The following is a 26054-nucleotide window of genomic DNA, read 5'->3' on the forward strand; positions in this document are numbered from 1 at the left end:
TATTGAACAAGAAAAATGAATCAAGTAAATTATTCCATATATATTTTGAGGGATGGGTGGAATTATATAAGGTTGGGGCGGTTAGAGATATTACTTTAAATAAATATTATATGACAAAAAAGAAAATTCAAGAGCTGGCTCCTGATCTCAAATTATGTGAGTTGACACGAACAACATATCAAACATTGCTAAATGATTATGCACTTACTCATGAGAAACAAACGACTATGGATTTTCACCATCAAATAAAAGGAGCGGTTCTGGATGCTGTTGAAGAGGGTTTAATTGCTTCAAACCCGACACGGAAAGTAATTATTAAAGGAAAAGAACCAAAAGAAAAGAGACAGAAATTTTTAAATCAATTCGAACTACAAGCATTAATAAAACAATTAAACCTTACACAAGAATTAAACTGGGACTGGTTTATACTATTAATAGCAAAAACTGGGCTTAGATTTTCTGAAGCTTTAGCACTTACACCAGAAGATTTTGATTTTTTTAATCAAAATCTGACAGTTAATAAAACATGGAACTATAAAACATCTGCTGGTACATTCCAACCAACTAAGAACAAATCTTCAGTAAGAAAAATACCGATTGATTGGCAGATTACAATGCAATTTTCAAATTTAGTTAAAAATTTAGAAAAAGACAAACCCATCTTTGTTGAAACAAGAGTCTTTAATTCTACAATTAACAAACGTTTGAATACATTATGCACACAAGCCAGTATTCCCATAATTACCCTTCACAGCTTAAGACATACACATGCTTCATTGTTATTATTTGCAGGTGTATCGATAGCCAGTGTCGCTAGACGGTTGGGACACTCCAGTATGTCTACGACTCAGGAAACCTACTTACATATTATCCAAGAATTAGAGAACCAAGATAATGAGAAAATAATACGACATTTAGCTATGTTAGGTTAAGTTAAAAAACCATCATATTCCTCAATGTAGAAAGGGAATATGATGGTTTTTCAGATAAACATTTTTGTTAGAAGAGATTTTTTAAATTGTTGGTAACCATTTATTTTTATTTGATAAAGGACGATAGTATCGTCTAAAGACTTGAAGAAGTCAGCAATTTTATATTGTTCTTCTTCTAAAGGCACTAAAAGTAATGCTTCTTTTAAGTCTGTAGAATTAATAGATTCAAAAGTTGAGCCAGTACTAAAACGTGTCCAAAATCCAATATCTTTCATTTTAATTAAGCTTTGATAAATAAAATCATTGCCTCTAATACCGGCGACTCCACGTCCTAAAACAACATTATAATCAGTCTTACCAACATCTCCAACAGGCGCTCTCACACTTAAAATAATATCATTAGGTTCTGCTGTTTTCGTTATTTGTGTAGTCCATATTCTAGGGGAAACGCGACCATTTTTCATATCAGCATTACCTTGAACTAAGATGTGATCATCAGAATTTTCTGTATAATTTTCTCCATTTGGGGATTGTCCCATAGTAATTTGACTAACATCAGATAACTTACGCTGTTCCCAAGATTCATTAAAGTTTGTAAATCGTAATTCAGGAACGGTCTCACCTGTTTTCGGAAATGATTTCTGTAATAATGCTCGTTTAAGTAGTTCTAATTGTTTTAACTTACGCTGATGAAGGGCGATAGTGTTATCAAGATATTTAAAGAAATTTCCAATACGCTCTTGTTCAGACATATATGGAATATAAAAATCTGTCTTAGAAACAGATCTCCAGTCTGAACGGGGCATTTTCGTTCCTGAAGTATCGTTAGCAACTTTTTGATATTTATCAGTTTGGATTAAATAATAGCAAAAATTTGGACTTGAATTTTTTGCTTCAAAAACCCAAAAGTCCCCTAGTGCAATACCTTTAAAATCAGTGAATAACCAATTTTTTAGATAAGGACGAAGTTTTCCGTAAAGGATATTATTTGGTTCAAATAGTATACCTTTTCTATTATCGAATTTTGAACTTATATCTTTGTTCAATCTACCTTCCCCAGCAATAATATCTTCAAATTCAATTTTTGGGAGATTAACTGAATCAGAGCTTTTATTTAATCTGTTTACTATTTGGCTAAACTTACGCTGTTCCCAAGGAAAAACAAAATGATTTTGTAACTTTCTTCACTAAATTCATAACTAAAATGATATACTTATTTTAATAGACTATAAGTAGAAGAGGGGGATTTTAGTTGCTTAAAATGACGCCTGAGCAAGTATTAGAAGATACATTAATTAATAAGCTTATAAATGGTGATTCTCAGTGGACCTATCGAGAAGACTTACGTACTGAAGAAGATTTATGGGAGAATTTCCGCCAAAAACTAGAAAATAATAATAAAGATATTTTAAAAGATAGACCTCTTACTGAACAGGAATTTTATCAAATAAAAAACCAGTTGAATTTTTCTAGCTTTTATAAAGCTGCTGAGTGGTTAACTGGAGAGAATGGCATCGCAAAAGTTGAAGTCCAACGTGAAGATGCTAGTCTAGGAATAATTCGATTAAGAGTCATTAATCGGCAAGATGTTGCAGGTGGAATATCATCTTACGAGGTTATTAATCAGTTTAAATCAGATAAACGATCATTTGAAGATTTAAATAGAAGATTCGATGTTACGCTATTAATCAATGGTTTGCCAATGATTCATATAGAGTTGAAGAATAGAAACCATCCTTATATGGATGCGTTTAGACAAATACAAAAATATATAAAAGAAGCTAAATTTACTGGGATTTATTCTACTCTTCAAATGTTTGTAGTTACAAATGGGTCGGATACACGATATATTTCGGCTAGTACAAAGCTAAACGAGCAGTTTTTAACTAAATGGGTTGATGGGGGTAATCATCCAGTAACAGATTATTTAGAGTTTGCTGAGGATGTGTTATCTATCCCAATGGCGCATAAAATGGTGACACAGTATACAGTTATTGACTATGATAAAAAGAATTTAATTGTTTTAAGGCCATATCAAATTCATGCAATAGAGGCTGTAAAGAAAGCATCTGGAGAGATGAAGTCTGGATATGTTTGGCATACTACAGGATCAGGAAAGACACTGACATCCTATAAGGTAGCTAGAAACTTATTACAAATCCCATCAATAGATAAAACCATTTTTATTGTTGATAGGGTAGACTTAGACCAACAGACAACTGCCTCATTTACGTCATATTCTAAAAATGACGTCATTGAAATTAATGAAACAGATAATGTTAACGACCTCATAAAAAAACTATTATCAGATGATAGAACGCTTATCATCACGACTATTCAAAAGTTAAATCATGTGATGAAGAGATTTGCTAAGCAAGAGGGAACAAAGCGCTATGAAAAATTAACGCAACGTAAAATTGCATTTGTTGTTGATGAATGCCATCGTGCAGTAAGCGCAATGAAAAAGCAAGAAATTGAAGAATTCTTTATCCATTCGTTGTGGTATGGTTTTACAGGAACACCGATATTTAAAGAAAATGCTAAAAAAGAAGTTGGTAACTTAGCTCGAACTACAGCTCAACTTTATGGAGAAAAGTTGCATGAATATACCGTAAAAGAAGCGATACATGACAGCGCAGTATTAGGCTTTCAAGTAGAGTACAAATCAACTTTTTCAGAAGATGAGCTTGATAGGATTATCAGTACAATAGAAGGAAAAAGTGAAGAACATGTTAGCATGATGGATCTAGAAGAGAAAGAAGTACGCTTGCCTAACAGTATTTATGAAAATGAGCAGCATATGCTTGAAGTTATTAACTCAATTATCAATAAATCACGTAAAAAATTAGGGTTCAACATTCAAGGCTCAGGAGAAACATTTAGTGCAATTTTAACGACATCATCGATTGCCCAAGCACAGAGATATTATGACTTATTTAAAAAAGTGAAAGCAGGAAAAACATCCGTTACCATTAGCGAGCAGACTAAAAAAAGGCTGCCGGATTTCCCTAAAGTAGCCATCACTTATTCAATATCTGAAAACGAAGAAGCATCGATTACGAATCAAGAAAAGATGAAAGAATCAATTAGAGATTATAATGAAGAATTTGATACTAATTTTTCTATGGAAACACTACGCGCATATAACGGTAATGTAAATGAGCGATTAGCTCGCAAGAAGGAAAGATATAAAGTTCGTTCAGAACAGCTTGATTTAGTAATTGTAGTTGACCGATTATTAACAGGCTTTGATGCGCCAAGTTTGTCAACTTTATTTATTGATCGACAACCGATGAAGCCACACGACTTAATACAGGCTTTTTCAAGAACAAATCGCTTAATTAATAAGTATAAAAAATATGGACAAGTAGTCACGTTTCAAACACCTAAAACATTTGAAGAACGTGTGAAAGAAGCATTGATACTTTATTCAAATGGAGGAGAGAATGACGTTTTAGCGCCAACCTGGGAGGAAGCAAGAAATCGGTTTATTAATGCTATTAATGAGATCGAAGAAATTGTGACCGATCCATTTGAGATAGACAATTTAAATAAGATAGCTTTGAAACGTTTTGTGAAGGCTTTCCAAACATTAGATCGGACATTTACAGCAGTTCAAGTTTATTCTAATTTTGAAGAAGATCAGCTAGGTACAATATTCCCTATAAAGATGTCAAAAATAGAAGAGTTAAGTGGCAAGTATGTAAATGCAATTGAAAAAATAAGAACAGAACCCGTTGATGCTGAAATTATTGAAATAGATATTGAATATGAATTAAAGTCAATAAAAACAGAAGAGATAAATTATGAGTATATTTTGATGTTAATCCAAGCGTTTGTACCTAGTGGTGATGATGAATATGAATTGCTTGCTAAGGAAGATGGTAAAGCAACCCAAGAAGTTAATAAATACTTAGATGAACTATCACAAACAAATCCAAAACTCTCATTGTTAATGAGAAATCTTTGGAATGATATTTTACAAGAGCCAGAAAGATATCGTGATCAAAATATTTCTTATATACTCCAAGATAGAGTTGAAAAGACAAGGGAAAATGTCGTACATGGCTTCTCGAAAAAATGGCACGTAAAAGAAGAAGATCTTAGTTATGTAGTGGCAAACTATAATCCTAAAAAAGAGAAACAAAGCGGAGAAAGTGAACTTAAACAATCATCTGATTATGAAGGGTATAAATTATCAGCAGAAGACCCAGTACCTAAATTACGTTATTGGAAGAATGTTCGAAAAGAATTAAACGATATTATGAATGAGGAAATTTTACCTTTGCAGCAAAGATAAAAAAATGAGTGCAACCTATGTTAAAAGGTTGCACTCATTTTTACTGCCGTTTAATATCCTTCACCAATTCCTTAAAGACTCTACCGCTAGAATCGCGCATCGCTTGGTGGAAGCTATCCTGTGTAATGGCTTTTAAACCAATATAGTAGCTGTCTCGGTCTGCCCAATCGATAAGAACGAGGCCTTTATCTAATTCTGGATGGAATTGTTGTAGGGTTCCATCAAGGATATAGATACCGCCGTTGTCTTTAAAAATAAGGGTACAGGTTATAAACCATTTGCCTAAACGATCTTTTTTCAAAGACACACCGACACCTAGTTGCTTCATCATTTCCGTAGCAAAACCATATTCACTTAAATGAAGTTGAACTTGACGTAAGCTTTCTTCTACCCAAATAGCAGCTTTACCCGTTAATTCCTTGCTATAGCGTTCAGGAGAAAGGGGCTCAAGGTAACTACCAAAAATATGAAAGGGATTGGTGTATTTACTTAAGTAGTCTAGGGGTTCAATTTGCTCGATGACAGCTTCAACAGTAGGAACTGGAACAGGGAAGCTAGGTTCAAATAATTCGACTTCACCTTCAGACTCTAAAAACAAATCAACATCACTTTGTCTAAAGCGATATTGCCCTGTGCGTCCACGTGTTTTGATAGCCTGAAGACGGCCATCACGTAACATATTACGAACGGTATTAGGATGAATATGTAATCGTTCAGCAACCTCATTTGTTGATAGTAGACGATCTTGTTTATGCTCCATTTCGTCACCTCTGTTATCATTTGTTATTCTTATTGTTGTAATTATATAATAAATGATAACAATCAGCAACACAGGGTTGAATTTATTCTTTATCAGTATGTTCCCTAATTAGCTTAACTAATGTTTGCCAATCCGTTGTAACAATCTCTTTTAACGAGCGCTTATATAAAACAGCGGCTGGGTGATAGATAGGAAAAATTAAATAGCTCTCTTCAGTTTTTTCATAGCGAGAACGATCATCAGAAATCTTATAAATAGGGCTCTCTAATAATTGACCATGATAAGTTGAAATAGTATAGGCATTTCCGAGAAGACGTTGGAGGGCAATGTTGCCCATGGGCGCAATAATTTTTGGTCGAATAGTTTGAATTTCATAATCTAGTAAGGGAGCTGACGCTTTTACTTCTGCTTTCGTAGGAGTACGGTTTGGATAACTATTGATTATTTTTCCTGTTTTATCAACCTTACTTTTTATTTTAAACGGACGACTTCGCACCGAACTCGTAATGTAAATATCTGAGCGGCTGAGATTAACCTGTTTCAATTCCATATCCAACTCTTTTCCCGCTTGACCGCTAAAGGGGATGCGACTAATAAGTTCTGTTTGACCAGGAGCTTCACCGACTAACATGGCGACCGCATCAAGAGGTCCTTTTCCTCCTAAGAAGCCTTCCAATTGAAATGACTTCGTTTTTTTGTTGACTTCATTAAGCAAATCCTGTGGGTATTCCATAAAGATGTCGCCTCCTTTTATTAATCTTATGATAAAATTTGAAGTAACATTTAGCAAACAATACGAAAAAGGGGGGCATGATAAACTCATCATAGCGTTAAAGGGGGAATTGAATCCTCTCGTTTTAAAAATCAATCACAAACCGAACGTTGAAACCAAATTAGGTATGACTTGGCAAATGGATCACCTTGATTACTTGAAAAACAAAAACTGGAATAATCTAAGCAAAAAGACTAGGGGTTTATAGTTTCAGCCATCAATGTCTAGCTCCCAAGTCCTGACCTAGTGAAAAAAGATAAATTTGCCCCATTGCGCGCTTCGCTGCTCGCTAACGCATATCATTCGACTAACCCGCTGAAGCGTGAAGTCTCCTGACAATTCAGGGTCAAATGTCCTATTTTTTCATAGGCCAAGGCGGACTTGTCCGCTTTTCTTATATTATAAAGTTGAAAACGCTTACTGATTCTGATAAATTAAAGATAGATTAAAAAAGGAGTGATTGTATGACACAAACCGTTTATACGAACTACTGGCAAGGGCGATACAACGACATTCGAAAAGAACACGGTAGCTATTTGACTGAAGAAGAAGCGATTGACGGCATTAAAGCGTGGTGGGAATTACATAAAGAAAAGCATGCTAATGTGAATTATAATCGCACTAATTCGGGCGCTTTAGAAATTACTTATGGGAATCATGATTATGTGTATCGGATTGAGAAACGAACGATTTCAGAAAAGTTACCCTCTCGTTCTTATCGTTTAAAAAAAGCTGGAGAAATTCAATCTTTACGATCAAAATATATGATAGATGAAGAGTTTTACTTGTTTGATGAGCTAGCAGAGCCGTTTCGGGATCGACTAGTCTTAGCAATGGCAGATGTCCAACGAGCAAGAAGCTTCCTTTACGATAGTGAAGGGCGCCTCATCCGTGAACTAGGAAGTAAACCGAATCGACATTTGTCAGGTGCTCTATCTTAAGAATAAACATCCTCTTAAAGGCGAATCAGCTAATAAGGGGATGTTTCAATTTGTGCTAAAAAATGATACGAATTTGGCCGAATCAGCTCTTTTTTATTCAATAAAACATAAGAAGTCCGATTAAAACGTTTTATTTCCGATTATTAGAAAAATCAAATAATATAATTCTGGTATAAGAATTACATCTTTGATATTCTTATTTTATAACACTTGTTTAAAACTGTTTTTTAATAAAAGTAATGATATTCATTTACCAAACAAGGATTTGTTAAAATATATTATTGAAAATAATGGAGGCTGTCCTATGATAGAAGTTATCGATTTAAAGAAAGTTTTCGATAATGGATTTGAAGCGTTAAAGTCTGTTAATTTTACGATAGAAAAAGGTGATTTAGTCTGCTTACTAGGCCCGAGTGGCTGTGGGAAATCAACGATATTGAACCTAATCGCAGGTTTACTTAGTCCAACAGACGGGGATATCCGTTTTGCAGACCAGTCTGTTGTCAAAACAGAACCAAAAGATCGAAACATCGGTTTTGTTTTCCAAAACTATGCGCTTTATCCGCATATGACGGTTTTAGAAAACATTATGTTTCCATTAACAGTAGGACAAAAGAAAATTTCTAAAGAAGAAGCAAAAGTAACTGCTGAAAAATTTATGAAATTAACAAATATTGAAGAGTTATACAACAAAAAGCCAGGCACACTGTCGGGTGGGCAACAGCAACGTGTAGCAATTACGCGTGCATTAGTTCAAAATCCAGAGGTATTATTGTTAGATGAGCCCTTGAGTAACTTGGATGCTCGTTTACGATTGAAGATTCGTGAAGAAATCAGACGTTTAGTGAAGGAAGTGGGAATTACAACGATATTCGTAACCCATGACCAAGAAGAGGCTCTCTCAATCAGTGACAAGATTATTCTTCTAAATGAAGGTGTTATTCAGCAAAATGATGATCCTCAAAACTTATACTTAGAACCAGCTAACTTATTTGTAGCGAAGTTTATAGGAAATCCAATTATTAATACACTTCCAGTAACCGTAAAAGATGGCCAGGTCATAAACGATCAGTTCCAATTCCAAGTTAGCCAATTTTCAGCTAGTCGTTTTAAAGAAACATTAATTGATGGTGAATATGTATTGGGAATTCGTCCAGAAGATCTATTGGTAACAGAGGCTGAAGGTCTCTTTACGACAGAACTAACCAATGTGGAATTAATCGGAAGAGAAAGAATTCTAAACTTCCAACTTGGTTTAGATCGAATGAAATCAATTGTTAGCATTGAAGAAGAATTAGAAGAAGGAACTTCAGTGACATTTGATTTGAATTATTCGAAAGCCTTTATCTTCAAGAAGACGGGAGAGCGTATCTATTAATGTTTAAACGAGGCTATAATCCTGAAAATCAGCTTAAAGCTTGGTTATTCCTTCTACCAGCTTTAACAGTTATTATGTTATTTAGTATTTATCCCTTATTCCGTTCGTTTTTTATGAGTTTCCAAAAAGGAACATTGGTTAATCCGCAGTACGCCGGTTTAGAAAACTATCAACGTGTCTTAACAGATCCTGTTTTTTACAGGGCTTTAGGTAATACGGGGCTGTTCGCTTTTACTGTTGTTCCAATTGGCTTACTATTGTCACTGATTGTGGCATGGATTATTTTTGAAAAAGTAAAACATAAATCTTTTTTTGAAACAATCTTCTTTCTTCCATATGTAACAAGTACCATTGCCATCGGGATTGTGTTCCGTTATTTCTTTAATGGGTCATATGGGATTGTCAATTATGTTTTGGGACTATTTGGTATCTCCGGTTTGAATTGGCTAGATGATGTTAGTCTTAGCATGCCAACCTTAATTATTTTTGGTGTTTGGACGAGTTTAGCCTTCAATATCATTATTCTACTAGCAGGCCTACGTAATATTGATGAAGAGCACTATAAAATTGCGAAGATGTTTGGTGCTGATAATTGGGAGATTTTCAGACGCATTACCTTCCCGCAACTCGTTCCGACCATTACCTTCTTATTAACGGTAAACTTGATTTCATCATTTAAAGTATATACGCAAGTTTATGCTTTATTTAATGGACAACCTGGGATTGCTAAAAGTGCAACAACGGCTGTCTTCTATATTTATGATAAATTCCATATTGCAGGTCGTCCTGGTTTAGCTATGGCGGCAACGGTTATCTTATTCCTGCTTATTTTATTAGTGACGTTTATTCAGAATCAACTATTAAAGAGAGTGGGGAGATAAGCATGAAACATGTCGCAACAGTTATATCAATGACATTCTTAGCTATCATGGCAGTCATTACCGTCTTTCCATTTATTTACATGATGCTAGCTGGCTTAATGACTTATAGTGAAGCAACAAGTATTCCGCCAACCATTATTCCAGAAACCTTCCAGTGGGGAAACTACTTAGAAGTATTTGAAACGGCACCTTTTGTTCGCTATTTCTTCAATACAGTTTTTGTTTCATCAGTGACGACTGTCGCAACAGTCTTCACATCTATTCTGGCGGCGTTTGCCCTAACTAGTTTAAAGTTTAAATTCAAAAAAGTTGTAATGGGAATCATGATTTCATTACTAATGGTTCCTTATGAATCCATTATTTTTACAAACTACAATACTATTTCTAGAATGGGATTATTGAACTCCTATTCTGCATTAATCATTCCGTTCTTAACGAGTATTTTCTATATTTACTATTTATACGGCTACTTGCAAAGTATCTCGAGTACCTTCTACAAAGCAGCTAAAATTGATGGCGCATCTGATATTGAGTACATCACTCGCATATTAGTACCAATGTCGAAACCAGCCTTAGTGACGGTTGGGATTTTAACCTTTATTTCAAGCTGGAACTCATTCTTGTGGCCGTTACTCGTAACCAACGAGAAAAAATTCCGACTATTGAATAACGGACTGTCTGCCTTTACAACTGAAAGTGGAAGTGCTGTGCACTTGCAAATGGCTGCAGCGACCTTAACAGTCATTCCAATCTTGATTATTTATTTAATTTTCAGAAAAGAAATTATGCAAGGAGTGGCGAAAAATGGTATCAAAGGATAAAACAACGGTTAGCTTTCACAGTGGGATTTTGACCATTGGGGGAACGGTAATCGAAGTGTCCTATAAAGATTCACATATTTTCTTTGACTTTGGAACGGAATATCGTCCAGAGTTAGGTCTAACTGAGGAAAGTTTAGAAACACTTCTGAACAATCGCTTAGTACCTGAATTGAAAGGTTTATATGACGACCGATTAGGCTATGTCTATAAGGGCGAAGATGAAAAAGAATATGCTCATACGGCTGTTTTCTTATCGCATGCCCATCTCGATCATTCTAAGATGATTAATTACCTTGATCCGAGTGTTCCGTTATATACAATGAAGGAAACAAAGGCAATTTTGAATTCATTAAACCGCAATGGTGATTTTTTAATTCCGTCGCCATTTGAAGAAAAAGGTTTTACGCGTGAGATGATTGGTCTTAATAATCATGACGTTATCCAAATTGGTGACATTAGTATTGAAATTGTCGCTGTTGACCATGATGCTTATGGTGCTGCTGCATTGCTTATTCGTACACCTGATCAATTCATTGTTTATTCAGGCGATCTACGCTTGCATGGCTACGATAGAGACAAGACAGAAACGTTCTGCAAGCTAGCGAAACATACGGATCTATTGATGATGGAAGGTGTTAGCATCAGCTTCCCAGAACGCGAACCAGATCCTAAACAGATTAAAGTATCAACTGAACAGGAGCTTATTCAAAAATTTGTTCAATTGATGACTGATTATCCAAAACGCCAGATAACATTTAATGGTTATCCAGCTAATATCCTACGCTTTATTAAATTAATTGAATTCTCGCCACGTACAGTTGTGTTGGAAGCTAATATGGCTGCCTTACTCAAAGAAGTACGCGATATAAATGTCCGCTATTACTATGCGGAAGATAGCACAATCATTCAAGCATTGGATCCATCGCTTGAATTACCTTACGAAGTTTTAATTAACGATGAGACAGAGTATTTGTGGCAAGTCGTTAATAAATTTGAAAACTTACAAGGAGGAGGCCTATACGTTCATAGTGACGCGCAGCCATTGGGTGATTACGATCCTCAATATGCCGTGTTCTTAAACACTTTGGAAGAAGCAAATGTAGAATTTGTTCGTCTTTCATTAACAGGACATGCTTTTGAAGATGATTTAAACGCAATCATTCAAATGATTGAACCAAAGCTATTGGTTCCTATCCATACGTTAAAACCAGAAAAACTGGAAAATCCGTATGGTGACAGAATTCTGCCGAACCGCGGCGATCAAATTATTTTATAATAGAGATAAGATTAAGGGGAGAGTATACAGATGAAGATCAATAAATTGGCAACAAAACTGTTTTTAGCAACAACAGCTCTAGTGCTTGGTGCATGTGGAGGAAGCAATGGAGAAGAAACAGCAAACAACGATGAAATCGTAACAGAGTTGCCAGAGGAGACAACTGTAACATTTTGGCATGCAATGAACAATGCGCAAGAAGAAGCATTAATTAAATTAACAGATGACTTTATGGCTGAAAACGAAAATATTAAAATCGAATTGCAAAACCAATCATCGTACGGTGATATGCAAGCGAAAATTAATTCGACTTTGCCATCTCCTAAAGATCTACCTACAATTACTCAAGCATACCCAGGTTGGCTTTGGAATGCAGCACAAGATGAGATGCTTGTAGATTTACAGCCGTATATGGATGATGCAACAATTGGTTGGGGAGACCAAGAAGAAATTATCCCATCGTTATTAGAAGGTGCAACAATCAATGACACGCTATATGGTATTCCTTTCAACAAATCAACAGAAATGTTGTTCTACAACGTTGATATGTTAGAAGAATACGGTGTTGATGTACCAACGAACTTCGATGAATTAAAAGAAGCATCTCAAACAATCTATGACAAATCAAATGGTTCAGTTGTTGGGGTTGGATTCGACTCATTAAATAACTACTATGCGATTGGTATGAAAAATAAAGGTGTTTCATTTAATAAAGACATTGCCTTAGACAGTGAAGAGTCTAAAGAAGTGATTAACTACTATGCAGATGGTGTTCGTGATGGCTACTTCCGTATTGCTGGGTCTGATGGTTATATGTCAGGTCCGTTTGCAAACGAACAAGTTGCAATGTTTATCGGCTCAATTGCTGGTGAAGGATATGTTAAAGCAGATACAGAAGGCAAATTTGATTATGACGTAGCAGCTCGTCCAGAAGCAATTAACTTGCAACAAGGAACAGACATTTACATGTTCAACAGCGCAACTGCAGAGGAACGTACAGCAGCATTTACTTATATGAAGTTCTTGGCTGAAGCTGAAAATCAATTGTATTGGGCAAACATGACAGGTTACATGCCAATTCTTGAATCAGTTGTAAACAGCGATGAATACAAAAATTCAACAGAAACAAAAGTACCTGCTCATTTGTCAGAAGCAACAAAAGAATTGTTCGCTATTCCAGTTGAAGAAAATGCTGATCCAGCATACAACGAAATGCGCGCAATTATGGAAAATATCTTAGTTAATACTGATAAAGATATTGATGAATTAATCCAAAATTCTATTCCACAATTAGAAGACGTTTGGAATCAATAAGATAAACGAACCGAGATCGTACACTGTACGCTCTCGGTTTTTTTGTCGCTTAATATATGGATATCGTTAACTCTTTTTTTCGATTACTGGTAAAGTTAAGTTAACATAGTTTTAAAGGAGAAAAGGGTTATGAAAAATCGATTGCTTTTACTGGCTTGTATCAGTTTGCTAGCAGGGTGTGGCTCTAAAGGTGCAGAAGAGGAGACTGCACAGAGCTCACAAGTTTCATTTGAAGAGAGTGTGAGTGAGTTATCATCGGTAGAGTCAAGTTCTGATGAACCTGTCATTTCTGAATCTGACACTCATATTTTCGACTTGTTGGTTGACGAGACAACATTTTTAAATGAGTATGGCTATCAAGCTTGGTTAGATTATAGCCGCATTACAGCAGCATATAAATTGGATGATGGCACAACAACAGGAAGCACCAGCGCTGAAATCGATGATATGTTAGATGGCAGTATTGAGAAAGTAGAAACCGTTATTAGTGAAAATGAAAAAATTATTCTCTATCGTTATCCTGATATAGAAGGCGGAGAATATAGCGAAGTATCTTCTTTCTTAGCGGAACTGAGTTTTTATTTTATTAACGATTCGCTTGTTTTTTCATCGGTGACTCCTGGGCTTTATCAATTATATATTGACCAAGCACAGCCCTACGAAGTATTAGGTAACTTATATACTGTTGATGAATTGAAACAAACGAACGCTCAAATTTTAACGATTGCAGAAAGTATGGTTAACGGTGAACTACTTCGTCAAATTATGGTGCCGGGTCAAGAAGTTGAAGGTCAGCAACACACAGGACTGAATGCTGTTTATTTCTTTGTATCTGGAACAGATATCATCCAATATGCCTACGTGCCCTTTGAAAATGTCTCACAGGATTTCCCTACCGGCTCAATTTTAACGTATAATAGTTATATCAACCATATTTCTAATCAATAGTGAAAAGTAGGTGGCAAAATGGATAAAAAATGGCAGTGTCTGCTTATTCTCTTTTCAGCGTTTATGCTGAATATGATGTCAACAGCAGAAGCATCGGCAGAAAATCGTTTGTTAGATTTACGTATTGATATTCAGTTAAATGAAGATGGTTCGGTGGATGTTACTGAGTATCGACAAACCGATATGGACGAAGGTACGGAACTTTATATCGTGATGGATAATTTACAGGAATCAGAATTGCTTGATTTTTATGTAACAGGATTTGATGAGAATAATGACTGGGACTCTTCAGATTCACAAGCTGAAAAAAGTGAACAATACGGTATCATCGAAACATCAGATGGCTTAGAACTCGTATGGGGAATTGGTGACTACGGTCAAAATAACTATGAGGTGCATTATAGTCTATCAGATGTTGTCAGACAGTTAGAAGATGGTCAATCTTTACTTTGGAACTTTGATACGTTTTCTGATATTCCAGCCGAGCAATTAGTCATTGAATTGTCCGGACCGCAACCATTTAGTCAAGAAAATACGAAGCTATGGGGATTTGGTTTTAATGGCGATATGACGATTGAAAATGGCAAGATTGTTTGGTTAGCCAATGAGCAAGTCGGCAACCGACAAAATGCCATTGTTCTTTTACAATTTCAAGATGGGATGTTTAATCCACAAGTGACAGAAGCGATGACAATAGCTGAGCAAGAAGAAATGGCAAAGGAAGGTTCAGCATATAATGTCGAAAATATGAGTCAGAGCAATGATAAAATTGCATTTGGAATAATAGGAACCATGTTGGCGGGTGGTGCGATAACGATAGGTGTCATTTTTAGACATATCTTTAAAGTGAAAAAAATAAAAGAAGAAGCAGGAGATATGCTATCTGGTTCAAAACGTATTCAGAAAAATAGCGGCCTTCTTTATGATAAGGTTCCGTTCGAAGACCGTGATTATCCTGGGCTGGCGTATTTACTTAATCAGTTTGCAACAGGTTATTTTGAAAATTATTTTTCAGTCTTTTTACTAGAGTGGGTAATAGAGGGTAAAATTGATATGGTTACTCGTGAGGAAAAAAGTGTGTTTAAAGATAAAGTAAAAACGGATATTGTTATACACGATTTTGAAGAAGCTCGAAAAAAAGAAGGTCGTAGTTTTGCATCATTCGTTGATGACATTATGGCAGATCCATCTAAAGAACGTTACGAAACAGGTATGTGGCTAATGTTATTAGAAGCTGCAGATCAAACCGGTTTAGTTAGAGATACAGCTATTCAAAGATGGGCAAATGATAATGCTAGCGATGTAGAAACCTTTGCGGACTTCTTAACTGACTATTCGATGCATTATCTTGAAGAACAGTCTCTCATTCAATTTGATGAAGTTCAAGCAGGTAGGTCACGGATACCTATTGCAATTGCTAGTCCAGAAGGTGATCTATTATTTGATCAATTGATTCAATTCTACAACTACTTAAGTCAAACTAAGTTAGATAAGTTGGAACAGGTGAATGTATCAATGGACGATTACTTAATTTGGAATAGTTTGTATAATAAGAATGATGAGCTGACTAAAGAATTCAAAAACTTTGTTCCCAAACCATCAGAGTCGTATAATCATGACAGTTACGATCATTATTATTGTTATTGGTATGGGACAAGAGGATTTAATCAATCTTGGTCACAAGGCTTATCAAGCGGTGGCTTCCACTCCAGTCAATCAGCTGACTATGGTGGTGGCGGTTCAACTTCAATCGGCGGCGGAGGCGGCGCTGGTGGAGGTGGCGGCGGTGGAGCACGCTAAGTTTAAATAACAGTAAGGGTGATTTTATGCATTCCGAATTATTAGCCAAGCATGGTTTAACACATTTTATTACAGGTTCTGATTATAACTTCCGCTATCAAACAGTAGGGGGAAATATTAAGAAAGAACTTGAACGAGCGTTAGCTCATCATCATCTATCCATTAACCAACTCTATACAGGGCACCAAAGTCATAGTGCGAATGTTCGTTATGTAGATGGTATAAATGGTGAACCCTTTGTTATTGGAAAAGCTTTTCAGGATACAGATGGATTAATGACAGATAAAAAGGGTGTGGCACTCTTAGTGAAATTTGCGGATTGTACACCACTATTAATCTTTGACCCTGTCAAAAAAGTTCAAACAAGTGTCCATTCAGGGTGGCGTGGAACTGTTCAACAGATATCCTTATCTGCTATCCAAATAATGGAAGATAAATTTGGTTGTAAGCGAGAAGACTTGCTGATTTATGTCGGTCCATCAATTGGACAGGCTCACTATCAAGTAGGTAAAGAGGTTTATGATGCGTTTGAATCATTTCCCGACCGTGATAGCTTCTTTACAGAAGACGGTGATAAGTTCCGTTTAAGTATGACTGATGCTAATCTATCTATTTTAAAACGAGCTGGTATCAGAGACGAGCAATTGGATGTATGCCGCGAATCCACATTTTCAAGTGACCATCTTCATTCAGCACGAAGAGAAGGTAAAGGTTATCAACTAAATGCGATGATTAGTGTTTTAAATTAAACAAAAGAGGCTAGGAAATTGATAAGCTCCCTTCAAAGTAGACACTGAAAAAAACAAACTACTTTGAAGGGGGTTTTTTTCTATGACTAGAAAACATACCGATCCAGAACTGTTACATTTAATTGATTTACACCTAAGGGGTGTTTCTTATCGAACGCTTGTTGATCAGCACCATCTCAAACTATCTGATACCACTTTTATGAATTATGTCCATCGGTACCAGGACCATGGCATGGAAGGGATCTGCTCCCAGAAGAATTACCGCAGTTACTCGAAAGAATTCAAGCAGAAAATTGTAGCTGAATACCTACAGACGGGTTACGGCTTTTCATACTTAGCCGCTAAATATAACATTCCATCTAAAACAACGGTAAACAAATGGGTAATTCGATATACTGAAGGAAAAGAGAATGAGACATATTCTCCGAAATCTGAGGTGTACAACATGACGGGTGTTAAAAAATCATATGAAGAAAAATTAAAAATCGTAGAAGATTACATAGCCAATCGCCTGACTTATCTGGAAGCAGCGGAGAAAAACCATGTAAGTTACAGTAACATTTATTCCTGGGTGAATAAATACAAAAAGCATGGACCGATAGGTCTGGAAGACAACCGGGGCCGCGGGAAGCCCACGGAAATTCAAACAACGGAAGAACGTTTAAACGCAGAAGTAGAGACACTCAAAGCCCAGAATAAATGGCTAGAAATGGAGAACGATGCGTTAAAAAAGCGCCGAAAAATCGCTGGGAATCACAAATCACAGGGGTTAGACAAGAAGTGGAATATTTAACTATTGAAGAATTAAAGCATAAATATCCCGTTATCCATCTTTGTGACATACTGGGTATCGCCAAATCCAGCTACTATAAGTGGTTAAAACGGGAACCCTCAGAAACAGAATTAAAACGCCTGAAACTGATGCGGGCGATCAAAGGAATCCACGAGGCATTCGGTGGGATTTACGGCTACCGAAGAATGACCATCTTTCTCAACTTTTTTAGAAGAGCGAAAGTGAATCATAAGTGTGTACACCGCCTCATGAGAATCATGGGGATCACAGCCGTCATCCGTCGCAAAAGAAGGAACTACGTGCCACACAAAGCCGCACATGTGGCTGAAAACATCTTAAACCGTGATTTCCACGCAGAAAGACCCATGGAAAAGTTATTGACGGATGTCACGGAATTCCGGTTGACCAATGGGACAAAACGTTACCTGAGCGCTATTTATGACCTCGGGTCAAAGAAAATCGTGGCTTATAAAACCAGTCACCGCAATGACAACCCGTTAGTACTGGATACACTAAAGCAGATTTTGGGTGATGTAAAGCCTGAAACCACACTGATTCATAGCGACCGCGGTTCCCAGTACACCTCCCATGCCTTTAACAAGATGATTAAAGATCACCAGATAATCCATAGTATGTCACGCGTCTCGAAATGTATTGACAACGGCCCTATGGAAGGCTTTTGGGGTACCCTCAAGGTGGAGATGTTTAACCTGGATACGTTTGACAGACCAGCGTACTTAGACCGGAAAATCAAGGCATACATCGCGTTCTTCAACAATGAACGCGTTACTTTGGATATGGGATTAGCAATTCCTACGGAAGAGAAGATTCTACAAATGATTACATAAACGCTACAAAAAAAGACCACACATTTTTACATGCATGGTCTAAAATACTTTGTTTTTTTACCTGTCTACTTGACAGGGGGCAGTTCAAATAACACCAGTCCCTAAAATATACACGAATAATTGTTGCGTAAACGTGCTCAAATGACGTTTATGAAGATGAAGTAGAAACAGATTCTACACAATATGTTTCAGCACCTCAGCCAGTTGTTCAACAAACAACGAGCGGCTTCAATTTTAATGGCCGTCACTTTGAGTTTAGCTGGTTCTCGGGATCGGGGCAAGTTCCTGCAGATAACGATGTTTACCGTTGGTCTGATGACCCATCTCACTATTTGATTGAAAGAATGGGAACAGCAGGGGCTTATATTAAAGAAATTGGTGTAGGGTCTCGATTTATTATTGATGGACAATCTTATGCAGTTTTTATGGTAGATTCAGGAATCGCTAACGACATGAATACTTATTACAATATGAAGGGTGTTGGCGCAAATGGTCGATTTGATTTAACAATCCGGTATGCTCATCCAAGCTAAAGTCATTAAAATAGCAGCTATAGAACTAAAGTGTTCGGTAGCTGCTATTATTTATTTTTTTAAAGTTTGTTTTTGACAAGCAAAACAAAAGGTGGTATTATTATTTCGAAATCGAAATAATTGACATAGATAGGAGGGAACGATATGTCGAATCGTACAACTAATTCTTTGAAAGCATTAACAGTATTAATGCGGTCGTCCCAACATGTTCAAGAAAGTATCAAACGTAGTATCTCTAACTTTGGTTTAAATCCTTCTGAATTTGGTGTACTTGAGTTATTATACCATAAAGGTGAGCAACCGATACAAAATATTGGAAAAAAAATATTGCTAGCAAGTAGCAGTTTAACCTATGTGATTGATAAACTAGAATCAAAAGGCTTGGTGTCTAGAAAACCGTGTGAAACAGATCGCCGCGTTATTTTTACTTCTATTACAGAAGATGGTCGCAAATTAATGGATGAAATTTTTCCATTGAATGAGAAAGATATTGAAAAGATCTTCCAAGCGCTTGAACCAAGTGAATTAGAGCAATATGTCGAACTTGTAAAAAAAGTAGGCATTCATGCAGAAACTCTAAATAAGAATAAATAATTTTTTAAAAACCTCAGGTGGATTGCCTGAGGTTTTTAAATTATATGGTAAAATGGAAGTTATAAACCTTTAAAGTTTAACTTAAACGAATGGGGCGTTAGCGAGTGTTCACTAATGGGAATCAACAGATTCATATCTACCATATCAATGACCTGCATTCTCATTTTGAGAACTGGCCAAAAATAAGACGATTTCTTCGCCAGAAAAAGGAAGAGCATCAGGCTAATGGAGAGACTGTTTTTATCTTCGATATTGGTGATTTTCTTGACCGAGTTCATCCCTTAACCGAAACAACAAATGGTAAGGCTAATATTGAATTAATGAATCAAATTGGCTTTGATGCTGTGACCATAGGGAATAACGAAGGCATTGGTAATACAAAAGACGTTTTAAACCGGCTTTATGAGGATGCTAATTTTCCGGTTTTGTTAGCTAATTTAGTTGATCTTGAAGATAGTAAGCAACCTGATTGGGCACAAGAAAGTCTCATTTTATCTACACCAGAGGGTTTTAGAATCGGTCTTGTTGGTATAACAGCACCATTGTATCTCAGTTATTTACCTAATGGCTGGCAGCCTAAAGAATCGTTTGAAGTGCTACCACTGTTATTACAAGAGCTGGCTCCCCAAGTAGACATGATTATTCTCTTGTCTCATATGGGAATTATTGAAGATGAACATATGGCTGAAATGTATCAAGACATTGATTTGATTTTAGGAGCCCATACTCATCATGTTTTATCAGAAGGGAAATTAATTGACAACTGTCTGTTAACTGGAGGAGGTAAATGGGGCGCTTATATTGGTCACAGTGTTGTGACTGTATCTCCTAATCATGACGTTATTGATAAAAAGACGGAACTTATTCATTGTAATGACTTAGCAGAATGGTCTTTGGATCAAAGTGAGATTAATCGTCTTTACAAGAAGGGGATTCAGCAATTAACCAGTCAAGTTGTAGCTGACATGCCAATTGAATGTCAGTCCGATTGGTACCATTCAACCAATCTTGTCCAATTAGGGCTTGAAGCCATTACAGAATTTGTTAGTATTGATATTGGATTATTGAATGCTGGTTTATTTTTAGACTCTCTTGCTAAAGGAGTAGTTACAAAAGCCGATCTCCACAGGATGTTACCTCACCCGATGCGCTTAATAAGGTGTAAAATGTTAGGTAAAGACTTTTGTCGGATGGTTTTCGATATGGAAGACCAACGCGACGAATTAAGAATTAAAACAGTGATGGGAATGGGATTTAGAGGAAAGGTATTTGGTGAACTCTGTTACAAAGGAATTAAAGTTGATGTCAAAATGGGAGTTATCTACTATAATGGAACAGTCATCAAAGATAACGATAACATTGAATTTGTGACAGTCGATCATTACCGCTATGTTTCCTTCTTTCCTCTGATTGAAAAGAAAGGCGAAAGTGAGTTGCTTTTTCCTCACTTTCTAAGGGATGTCGTAGGTCAATATTTAGAGAAGCATTTTCCAATTTCATATAGTAAATGAGGCGATAACGTGAGTGAGCAAAAGAAGAAAAAAGATAGTATAAAAGAGCAGTTAGATACAACATTAGAGACGCTTGCAACTCCTGAAGAGGAGGTAAAAAAAGAGGAAGAGAAAAAGCTTCCTCAAAGTCAAGTTGAATTGATAGAAGAAAACAAAGTCAAAATTGAGAACAGTATTTATACCATAGTGGTCAATCATCGTGATGCTGTACAAGCAGAAGCATTAGCAGGTCGTTATAACAGTATTTTAAATAAGTATGATTATATCGTTGGGGACTGGGGCTATGATCAACTTCGATTAAAAGGATTTTTCCATGATAGTAATCACCGAGCGGCTTTTGATAAAAAAATAAACTTTTTAGAAGATTATTTGTATGAGTTCTGTAATTTTGGTTGTGCATATTTTGTTTTAGAAAAAGATCAAGGTGATAAACCAGCGAAAAGTAAGAGCAAACGTCGGAAGAAACGACAAGTGAGAGATAAGGTTGTTGACGAGCAACAGCAACCACAAGCAAAAAAACAAAAGAAAAATTTTGCTATTAAAAATAGCGATTCAAAACCGCAACATAACCAAAAGAAACCAAATCAGCCGAAAAAAGCTGCTCAGCCAAAGACGACATTTAAAATTCACGAGAAAAAAGATTAAACGATAAGGGAGTGGTAACGATTAAAGCTTATAAAGGATATTTAATTGATTTGGATGGGACGATGTATAGCGGAACGCTACCAATTCCAACTGCGAAACCATTTATTGAAAATTTAGTCGCAAAAGACATACCGCATTTATTTTTAACAAATAATGCGACACGTACACCGGAAGAAGTGGCTGCTTATTTGAAAGAAATTTGTGATATTGATACAACGGCAGATCATGTTTACACCAGTGCTATCGCTGCTGTCGACTATGTGGTAAAAAAACATCCGGCGGCTAGAACCATTATTATTGGAGAATCGGCTCTAATTAAGGAGGCGGAGTCTAAGGGACTAACGTTAACGGATCAGGATGCAGATGTGGTTATACAAGCACTTGATCGAACACTGACCTATGACAAGCTCGCGACTGCGAATTTGGCAATTCGAAACGGCGCAGTTTTTATTGCCACTAATCCTGATACGAGCATCCCAACTGAAAAAGGCTTTCTACCTGGAGCGGGGGCATTAACGGCCTTTTTAAAAACAAGTACACAAAAAGAACCTATCGTAATTGGCAAGCCCTATGCCTTTATTATGGATGGTGCTTTAGAACGCTTAGGTTTAGCTAAAGAAGATGTTGTTATGGTTGGTGATAATTATAATACGGATATTCTAGCGGGGATTCATTATGATATGGATACCATATTAACTTTGACCGGTTTTACAAGCCGAGAGGATCTCTCTTATATCGATGAAAAACCAACTCATATCGTCAATGACTTAACAGAGTGGGTTGTGCTCTAATGAAGAAAACAAACTTGTTTATTTTTATTGGCTCAGTGGCTATTTTTCTATTTATTTTATCCTTTGCCATTGCTTTTACGATTAATTTTACACCCTTATATGCCTTTGATATCTCTTATTTAGATATTGAGCGGGCCACCGGTTTTTCTAAGGATGTCATTATGACTAATTATCGTATCCTTTTAGATTATTTGAATTTTCCATGGGTATCTGAATTGAATATGCCAAACTTTCCATCATCTGAAAGTGGACTCTTTCATTTTTATGAAGTGAAACGTTTATTTTTACTCGACTACACTATTATGATTATAACAGCTCTTTATAGCATATTTTTTATCAAACGTATCAAAAAAGAGGGGATGAGATGGCGGTTAATTTTACCGACTAAAATCATGATGGTTTTACCTGTGGTTGTTTTAGTGTTTATTTCTTTAAATTTCTCAACACTATTTACTACTTTTCATGAACTATTCTTCAATAACGATGCCTGGTTATTCGATTGGCGAACAGATCCTATCATTCTCGCTTTGCCACAGCAATTCTTTATGCATTGTTTTATAGCTGTCTTTCTTATCTTGGAAATTGGACTAGTGTTTGTTCATTTTTGGGCCAAGTCAGCAAACAAAAAACACCGTTCTGTTTAGGAACGGTGTTTTTGTTATTTCATAATGTCACTCTTATTGGGATCGTCATGAGCGATACGACTTGCTGCAGCTGCAGCAATGGCACCGACAATATCATCTAAAAAGGTATGACAATGCTCATCAGTTTTATCGTTTAGAGTGCTTAAGATGCCGGGTTTAACTTTATCGATGTAGCCATAGTTAGTAAAGCCTATAGAGCCATAAACATTAACAATAGATAGGGCGAGGATTTCGTCAATGCCGTATAGGCCTTCATCATTAATTAAAATGTCCTGAAGTGGTTGAGATAAAATACCTTTTTCAGCTAGAACATCAAGCTCGATACCTGTAATAACAGCATTTTGAACTTCACGTTTTGTTAGAACCGACTGCACATTTTCCCTACATAAATCAATTGATATGTCCTCTACATAATCTTTTTGAAGAAATAATACTAATTCTGCTATGTCATCTAGTTCAACACCACGCTCACTCAATAATAACAAAGCACGTTGATGTAATTCGCTACCGCTTTTTACCATATTGCTCTCTCCTTCATAGTTAGAATAAACTGGTTGAATGCATCGGTTGAACCCGATTGTTAGGGTTAATATAGGCCATGGCATTATTAACAGCAGTTGGCGCTTCACCAAAACCTGTTGCAATAAGTTTAACTTTACCATCGTATGTACAAATATCACCAACCGCATAAATACCTGGAATAGATGTTTCCATTTTTGTATTCACAACAATAGAATTTCCTTTGACTTCATAACCCCATTTTTTTAATCCACCAATTGAGGAAGAGAAGCCGTAATTAATTAAGAAATCGTCCACTTCAATCTCTTGAGTAGTATCTTTTCTTGATTCTTGTAGCACGACACTGGATAGGGTTCGTCCATCGCCTTTTATTTCGATGGGAACAAAAGGCGTTACAATTTCAACAGAAGATTTTGATAATAAATGAATACTGTGTTCTTGTGCACGGAATTGCGGACGACGATGAATGAGGTAGACTGTTTTAGCAATTGGTTCAAGTGTTAAAGCCCAGTCAACTGCTGAGTCACCACCACCGCAGATAGCGACTACCTTGTCCCGGAAACCTTCGATATTATTAACGAAATAATGAAGGTTAGCATCCTCGTATTGGTCTGCATGGTTGATTTCAAGTTTGCGGGGACGGAATGCGCCATTCCCAGCCGTAATAATAATTGCTTTTGTGTAATGCTTTTGTTTTGAAGTTTGGATTTCGATAATCCCATCCTCATCCTTGTGGAAGTCAAAGGCTTCTTCATTACAATGGATGGTTGTATCGAAGCGACTCATTTGTTCTTTCAAGTTCTTAATTAAATCTTCTCCAGTAATTTCTGGCAGACCAGCGATGTCGTATATTTTCTTTTCGGCGTAAAGCATACCTGGCTGACCGCCAATTTGAGGGAGCGCTTCAATAATTTTTACCTTTGCTTGTCTTAGTCCAGCATAAAAGGCTGTAAACATTCCAACCGGACCGCCACCTATAATCGTTAAATCAAAAATCTCTTTTTCACTAGTCAAAATAAAACCTCCAAAATCTATCAATTAACCTAGGCGAACGTAAATCATATTGACAACAAAAGTCACAGCAACTCCTGTTAGTAAACCAACAAAGACTTCCAAAGGTTTATGTCCAAGGTACTTCTTCAAAATCATTTTTGTATCATGAATAGGCTCTTTAACATAACCATCATCCTGTTGATTCGAAAGGTTTCGGATTTCCTTAATCATCTGAACAAGAACAAGTCCTTGTTCACCACTTTGTCTTCTAACCCCCATAGAGTCAAACATAACAATCACGCCAAAGGTTGTTGCAATCGCCACATAACCAGAAGAATACCCATATTCTAAAATTAAAGCAGTAATGAGTGCCGTTACGCCAGCCGAGTGTGAGCTAGGCATGCCGCCTGTTGTTGTGACAATAGAAACAGATGTTTTACTGTCTTTCAGTAACAAGGCGATGGGATATTTGATTGCTTGGGTAAAGATAATAGCTATTAAAGAACATATTAAAGGGAAATTATTAAATAGTATCATTTTATAAGCATCCTTCTCTAGTAATGAAATATAGGTATATGATAACACGAAAGCACTTAACTGACACAATAAAAATGACAGAAGATGTGGAATGACTTTCATACAATGTGATAGAATGGTAATTAAAGGGGGAGAAATAATGAATTTATATCCACAATTGCAAGAATCAATTGAAAATGAAAAAACAGTCATCATAAAAACAACAAAAGGTGACATTGAATTAAGACTATTTCCAGAGCATGCACCTAAAGCAGTTGAGAACTTTTTAGGACTAGCTGAGAAAGGTTATTACGATGGCGTAATTTTCCACCGTGTTATTAGCGACTTCATGATCCAAGGTGGTGACCCAACAGGAACAGGTATGGGTGGTGAAAGTATTTGGGGACAATCATTTGAAGATGAGTTCTCAATGGATTTGTTTAACTTGCATGGTGCTTTATCAATGGCTAATGCTGGTGCAAATACAAACGGTAGCCAATTCTTTATCGTGACTAGTAAACATGTTCAAGAAAATATGTTAGGTCAACTGAAAGATGGCGGCTGGCCAGAAGAAATCGTTGAAAATTACCGTGAAAATGGTGGAACACCTTGGTTAGATCATCGCCACACTGTTTTTGGACAAGTGAAGGCTGGTATGGATGTTGTTTATGCTATCGAAGGTGTCGCTAAAGGAGCAAACGATAAACCAGTAGAAGATGTTGTCATTTTAGGCATTGAACTATAATAAGACTTACTATTTCAACTCAATGGTAGGGCGATATCAGTCTGTCATTT

At 36.4% G+C, this 26054-nt stretch carries 26 protein-coding genes; 20 read left to right on the plus strand and 6 right to left on the minus strand.

The genetic code is table 11. The features are described 5' to 3' along the window. Nucleotides 1–2: 2 nt before the first annotated feature. On the plus strand, nt 3–932 hold the full coding sequence (locus BW721_RS02250; RefSeq protein ID WP_076765731.1) for a site-specific integrase: 930 nt from the start codon (nt 3–5) through the stop codon (nt 930–932). 50 nt (nt 933–982) lie between these two features. Here BW721_RS02250 and BW721_RS02255 read toward each other — a convergent pair whose 3' ends face one another. After that, entirely contained in the window at nt 983–1978 is a 996-nt protein-coding gene (locus BW721_RS02255) for a restriction endonuclease subunit S (protein ID WP_232222936.1), read from the minus strand. Between the two features lie 215 nt (nt 1979–2193). On the opposite strand from BW721_RS02255, the gene BW721_RS02260 reads away from it, so the two are divergent. Further along, nucleotides 2194–5232, plus strand: a complete 3039-nt coding sequence (locus tag BW721_RS02260; protein ID WP_198031423.1) for a type I restriction endonuclease subunit R — start codon at nt 2194–2196, stop codon at nt 5230–5232. Between the two features lie 40 nt (nt 5233–5272). Here the strand turns inward: BW721_RS02260 and BW721_RS02265 are convergent, their stop codons facing one another. Both BW721_RS02265 and BW721_RS02270 read right to left on the minus strand, forming a co-directional pair. Beyond that, entirely contained in the window at nt 5273–5992 is a 720-nt protein-coding gene (locus BW721_RS02265) for a helix-turn-helix domain-containing protein (protein WP_076765735.1), read from the minus strand. Nucleotides 5993–6074: 82 nt separating this feature from the next. Continuing rightward, nucleotides 6075–6725, minus strand: coding sequence for a uracil-DNA glycosylase (locus BW721_RS02270; protein WP_076765737.1), 651 nt, complete (start codon nt 6723–6725; stop codon nt 6075–6077). Between the two features lie 503 nt (nt 6726–7228). On the opposite strand from BW721_RS02270, the gene BW721_RS02280 reads away from it, so the two are divergent. From BW721_RS02280 to BW721_RS02365, 17 genes are all read left to right on the plus strand, one after another. Further along, a complete protein-coding gene (locus BW721_RS02280; RefSeq protein WP_076765742.1) occupies nt 7229–7705 on the plus strand; it encodes a hypothetical protein in 477 nt (158 codons plus the stop codon). 304 nt (nt 7706–8009) lie between these two features. Continuing rightward, entirely contained in the window at nt 8010–9083 is a 1074-nt protein-coding gene (locus tag BW721_RS02285; protein WP_076765744.1) for an ABC transporter ATP-binding protein, read from the plus strand. Further along, a complete protein-coding gene (locus BW721_RS02290; protein ID WP_076765746.1) occupies nt 9083–9964 on the plus strand; it encodes a carbohydrate ABC transporter permease in 882 nt (293 codons plus the stop codon). Before BW721_RS02285 ends, BW721_RS02290 begins: the two co-directional genes overlap by 1 nt. A gap of 2 nt (nt 9965–9966) precedes the next feature. Then, entirely contained in the window at nt 9967–10785 is an 819-nt protein-coding gene (locus tag BW721_RS02295; RefSeq protein WP_076765748.1) for a carbohydrate ABC transporter permease, read from the plus strand. Next, nucleotides 10769–12061, plus strand: a complete 1293-nt coding sequence (locus BW721_RS02300) for an MBL fold metallo-hydrolase (RefSeq protein WP_076765750.1) — start codon at nt 10769–10771, stop codon at nt 12059–12061. The genes BW721_RS02295 and BW721_RS02300 overlap by 17 nt, the downstream gene beginning before the upstream one ends. 30 nt (nt 12062–12091) lie before the next feature. Then, a complete protein-coding gene (locus tag BW721_RS02305; protein ID WP_076765752.1) occupies nt 12092–13375 on the plus strand; it encodes an extracellular solute-binding protein in 1284 nt (427 codons plus the stop codon). A 129-nt stretch (nt 13376–13504) separates the two neighbouring features. Continuing rightward, nucleotides 13505–14323, plus strand: coding sequence for a hypothetical protein (locus BW721_RS02310; RefSeq protein ID WP_076765753.1), 819 nt, complete (start codon nt 13505–13507; stop codon nt 14321–14323). 18 nt (nt 14324–14341) lie between these two features. Beyond that, on the plus strand, nt 14342–16123 hold the full coding sequence (locus tag BW721_RS02315; RefSeq protein WP_076765755.1) for a DUF2207 domain-containing protein: 1782 nt from the start codon (nt 14342–14344) through the stop codon (nt 16121–16123). Between the two features lie 26 nt (nt 16124–16149). Next, the gene (gene pgeF, locus BW721_RS02320; protein WP_076765757.1) at nt 16150–16872 is read left to right on the plus strand and encodes a peptidoglycan editing factor PgeF; all 723 of its coding nucleotides are present in this window, start codon (nt 16150–16152) and stop codon (nt 16870–16872) included. An 82-nt stretch (nt 16873–16954) separates the two neighbouring features. Next, a complete protein-coding gene (locus tag BW721_RS11760) occupies nt 16955–17665 on the plus strand; it encodes a helix-turn-helix domain-containing protein (RefSeq protein ID WP_156892174.1) in 711 nt (236 codons plus the stop codon). Further along, nucleotides 17653–18513, plus strand: coding sequence for an IS3 family transposase (locus BW721_RS02335; RefSeq protein ID WP_076765759.1), 861 nt, complete (start codon nt 17653–17655; stop codon nt 18511–18513). The genes BW721_RS11760 and BW721_RS02335 overlap by 13 nt, the downstream gene beginning before the upstream one ends. A 332-nt stretch (nt 18514–18845) precedes the next feature. Then, complete coding sequence (locus BW721_RS02340) at nt 18846–19046, plus strand: hypothetical protein (protein ID WP_156892176.1); 201 nt, start codon at nt 18846–18848, stop codon at nt 19044–19046. Between the two features lie 144 nt (nt 19047–19190). Beyond that, entirely contained in the window at nt 19191–19640 is a 450-nt protein-coding gene (locus tag BW721_RS02345) for a MarR family winged helix-turn-helix transcriptional regulator (RefSeq protein WP_076765762.1), read from the plus strand. 104 nt (nt 19641–19744) lie between these two features. Next, complete coding sequence (locus BW721_RS02350; protein ID WP_076765764.1) at nt 19745–21151, plus strand: bifunctional metallophosphatase/5'-nucleotidase; 1407 nt, start codon at nt 19745–19747, stop codon at nt 21149–21151. Nucleotides 21152–21160: 9 nt separating this feature from the next. Continuing rightward, complete coding sequence (locus BW721_RS02355; RefSeq protein WP_076765766.1) at nt 21161–21796, plus strand: YutD family protein; 636 nt, start codon at nt 21161–21163, stop codon at nt 21794–21796. A gap of 11 nt (nt 21797–21807) precedes the next feature. Next, the gene (locus BW721_RS02360; RefSeq protein WP_232222937.1) at nt 21808–22587 is read left to right on the plus strand and encodes a TIGR01457 family HAD-type hydrolase; all 780 of its coding nucleotides are present in this window, start codon (nt 21808–21810) and stop codon (nt 22585–22587) included. Continuing rightward, entirely contained in the window at nt 22587–23231 is a 645-nt protein-coding gene (locus BW721_RS02365) for a TIGR01906 family membrane protein (RefSeq protein WP_076765768.1), read from the plus strand. Before BW721_RS02360 ends, BW721_RS02365 begins: the two co-directional genes overlap by 1 nt. Nucleotides 23232–23245: 14 nt before the next feature. Here BW721_RS02365 and BW721_RS02370 read toward each other — a convergent pair whose 3' ends face one another. The 3 genes from BW721_RS02370 to BW721_RS02380 are packed head-to-tail and all read right to left on the minus strand — an operon-like array spanning nt 23246 to nt 25280. Beyond that, complete coding sequence (locus tag BW721_RS02370) at nt 23246–23752, minus strand: phosphatidylglycerophosphatase A family protein (protein WP_076765771.1); 507 nt, start codon at nt 23750–23752, stop codon at nt 23246–23248. A 19-nt stretch (nt 23753–23771) separates the two neighbouring features. Then, nucleotides 23772–24764, minus strand: a complete 993-nt coding sequence (locus BW721_RS02375) for an NAD(P)/FAD-dependent oxidoreductase (RefSeq protein WP_076765773.1) — start codon at nt 24762–24764, stop codon at nt 23772–23774. Nucleotides 24765–24788: 24 nt separating this feature from the next. Next, entirely contained in the window at nt 24789–25280 is a 492-nt protein-coding gene (locus BW721_RS02380) for a divergent PAP2 family protein (RefSeq protein ID WP_076765775.1), read from the minus strand. A 139-nt stretch (nt 25281–25419) separates the two neighbouring features. Here BW721_RS02380 and BW721_RS02385 point away from each other — a divergent pair, with 139 nt between their 5' ends. Continuing rightward, nucleotides 25420–26004, plus strand: coding sequence for a peptidylprolyl isomerase (locus tag BW721_RS02385; RefSeq protein ID WP_076765777.1), 585 nt, complete (start codon nt 25420–25422; stop codon nt 26002–26004). The last annotated feature ends 50 nt before the right edge of the window (nt 26005–26054 follow it).

The organism is Jeotgalibaca sp. PTS2502 (genome assembly GCF_001975685.1).
Lineage (GTDB): Bacteria > Bacillota > Bacilli > Lactobacillales > Aerococcaceae > Jeotgalibaca > Jeotgalibaca arthritidis.

Bases quoted from the DNA above. Each gene is read 5' to 3' on its own strand.
- pgeF (WP_076765757.1), top strand. From the start codon at position 16,150: ATGCATTCCGAATTATTAGCCAAGCATGGTTTAACACATTTTATTACA.
- BW721_RS11760 (WP_156892174.1), top strand. From the start codon at position 16,955: ATGACTAGAAAACATACCGATCCAGAACTGTTACATTTAATTGATTTA.
- BW721_RS02285 (WP_076765744.1), top strand. From the start codon at position 8,010: ATGATAGAAGTTATCGATTTAAAGAAAGTTTTCGATAATGGATTTGAA.
- BW721_RS02370 (WP_076765771.1), bottom strand. From the start codon at position 23,752: ATGGTAAAAAGCGGTAGCGAATTACATCAACGTGCTTTGTTATTATTG.
- BW721_RS02270 (WP_076765737.1), bottom strand. From the start codon at position 6,725: ATGGAATACCCACAGGATTTGCTTAATGAAGTCAACAAAAAAACGAAG.
- BW721_RS02310 (WP_076765753.1), top strand. From the start codon at position 13,505: ATGAAAAATCGATTGCTTTTACTGGCTTGTATCAGTTTGCTAGCAGGG.
- BW721_RS02380 (WP_076765775.1), bottom strand. From the start codon at position 25,280: ATGATACTATTTAATAATTTCCCTTTAATATGTTCTTTAATAGCTATT.
- BW721_RS02295 (WP_076765748.1), top strand. From the start codon at position 9,967: ATGAAACATGTCGCAACAGTTATATCAATGACATTCTTAGCTATCATG.
- BW721_RS02305 (WP_076765752.1), top strand. From the start codon at position 12,092: ATGAAGATCAATAAATTGGCAACAAAACTGTTTTTAGCAACAACAGCT.
- BW721_RS02315 (WP_076765755.1), top strand. From the start codon at position 14,342: ATGGATAAAAAATGGCAGTGTCTGCTTATTCTCTTTTCAGCGTTTATG.
- BW721_RS02365 (WP_076765768.1), top strand. From the start codon at position 22,587: ATGAAGAAAACAAACTTGTTTATTTTTATTGGCTCAGTGGCTATTTTT.
- BW721_RS02385 (WP_076765777.1), top strand. From the start codon at position 25,420: ATGAATTTATATCCACAATTGCAAGAATCAATTGAAAATGAAAAAACA.
- BW721_RS02265 (WP_076765735.1), bottom strand. From the start codon at position 5,992: ATGGAGCATAAACAAGATCGTCTACTATCAACAAATGAGGTTGCTGAA.
- BW721_RS02345 (WP_076765762.1), top strand. From the start codon at position 19,191: ATGTCGAATCGTACAACTAATTCTTTGAAAGCATTAACAGTATTAATG.
- BW721_RS02280 (WP_076765742.1), top strand. From the start codon at position 7,229: ATGACACAAACCGTTTATACGAACTACTGGCAAGGGCGATACAACGAC.
- BW721_RS02300 (WP_076765750.1), top strand. From the start codon at position 10,769: ATGGTATCAAAGGATAAAACAACGGTTAGCTTTCACAGTGGGATTTTG.
- BW721_RS02260 (WP_198031423.1), top strand. From the start codon at position 2,194: ATGACGCCTGAGCAAGTATTAGAAGATACATTAATTAATAAGCTTATA.
- BW721_RS02290 (WP_076765746.1), top strand. From the start codon at position 9,083: ATGTTTAAACGAGGCTATAATCCTGAAAATCAGCTTAAAGCTTGGTTA.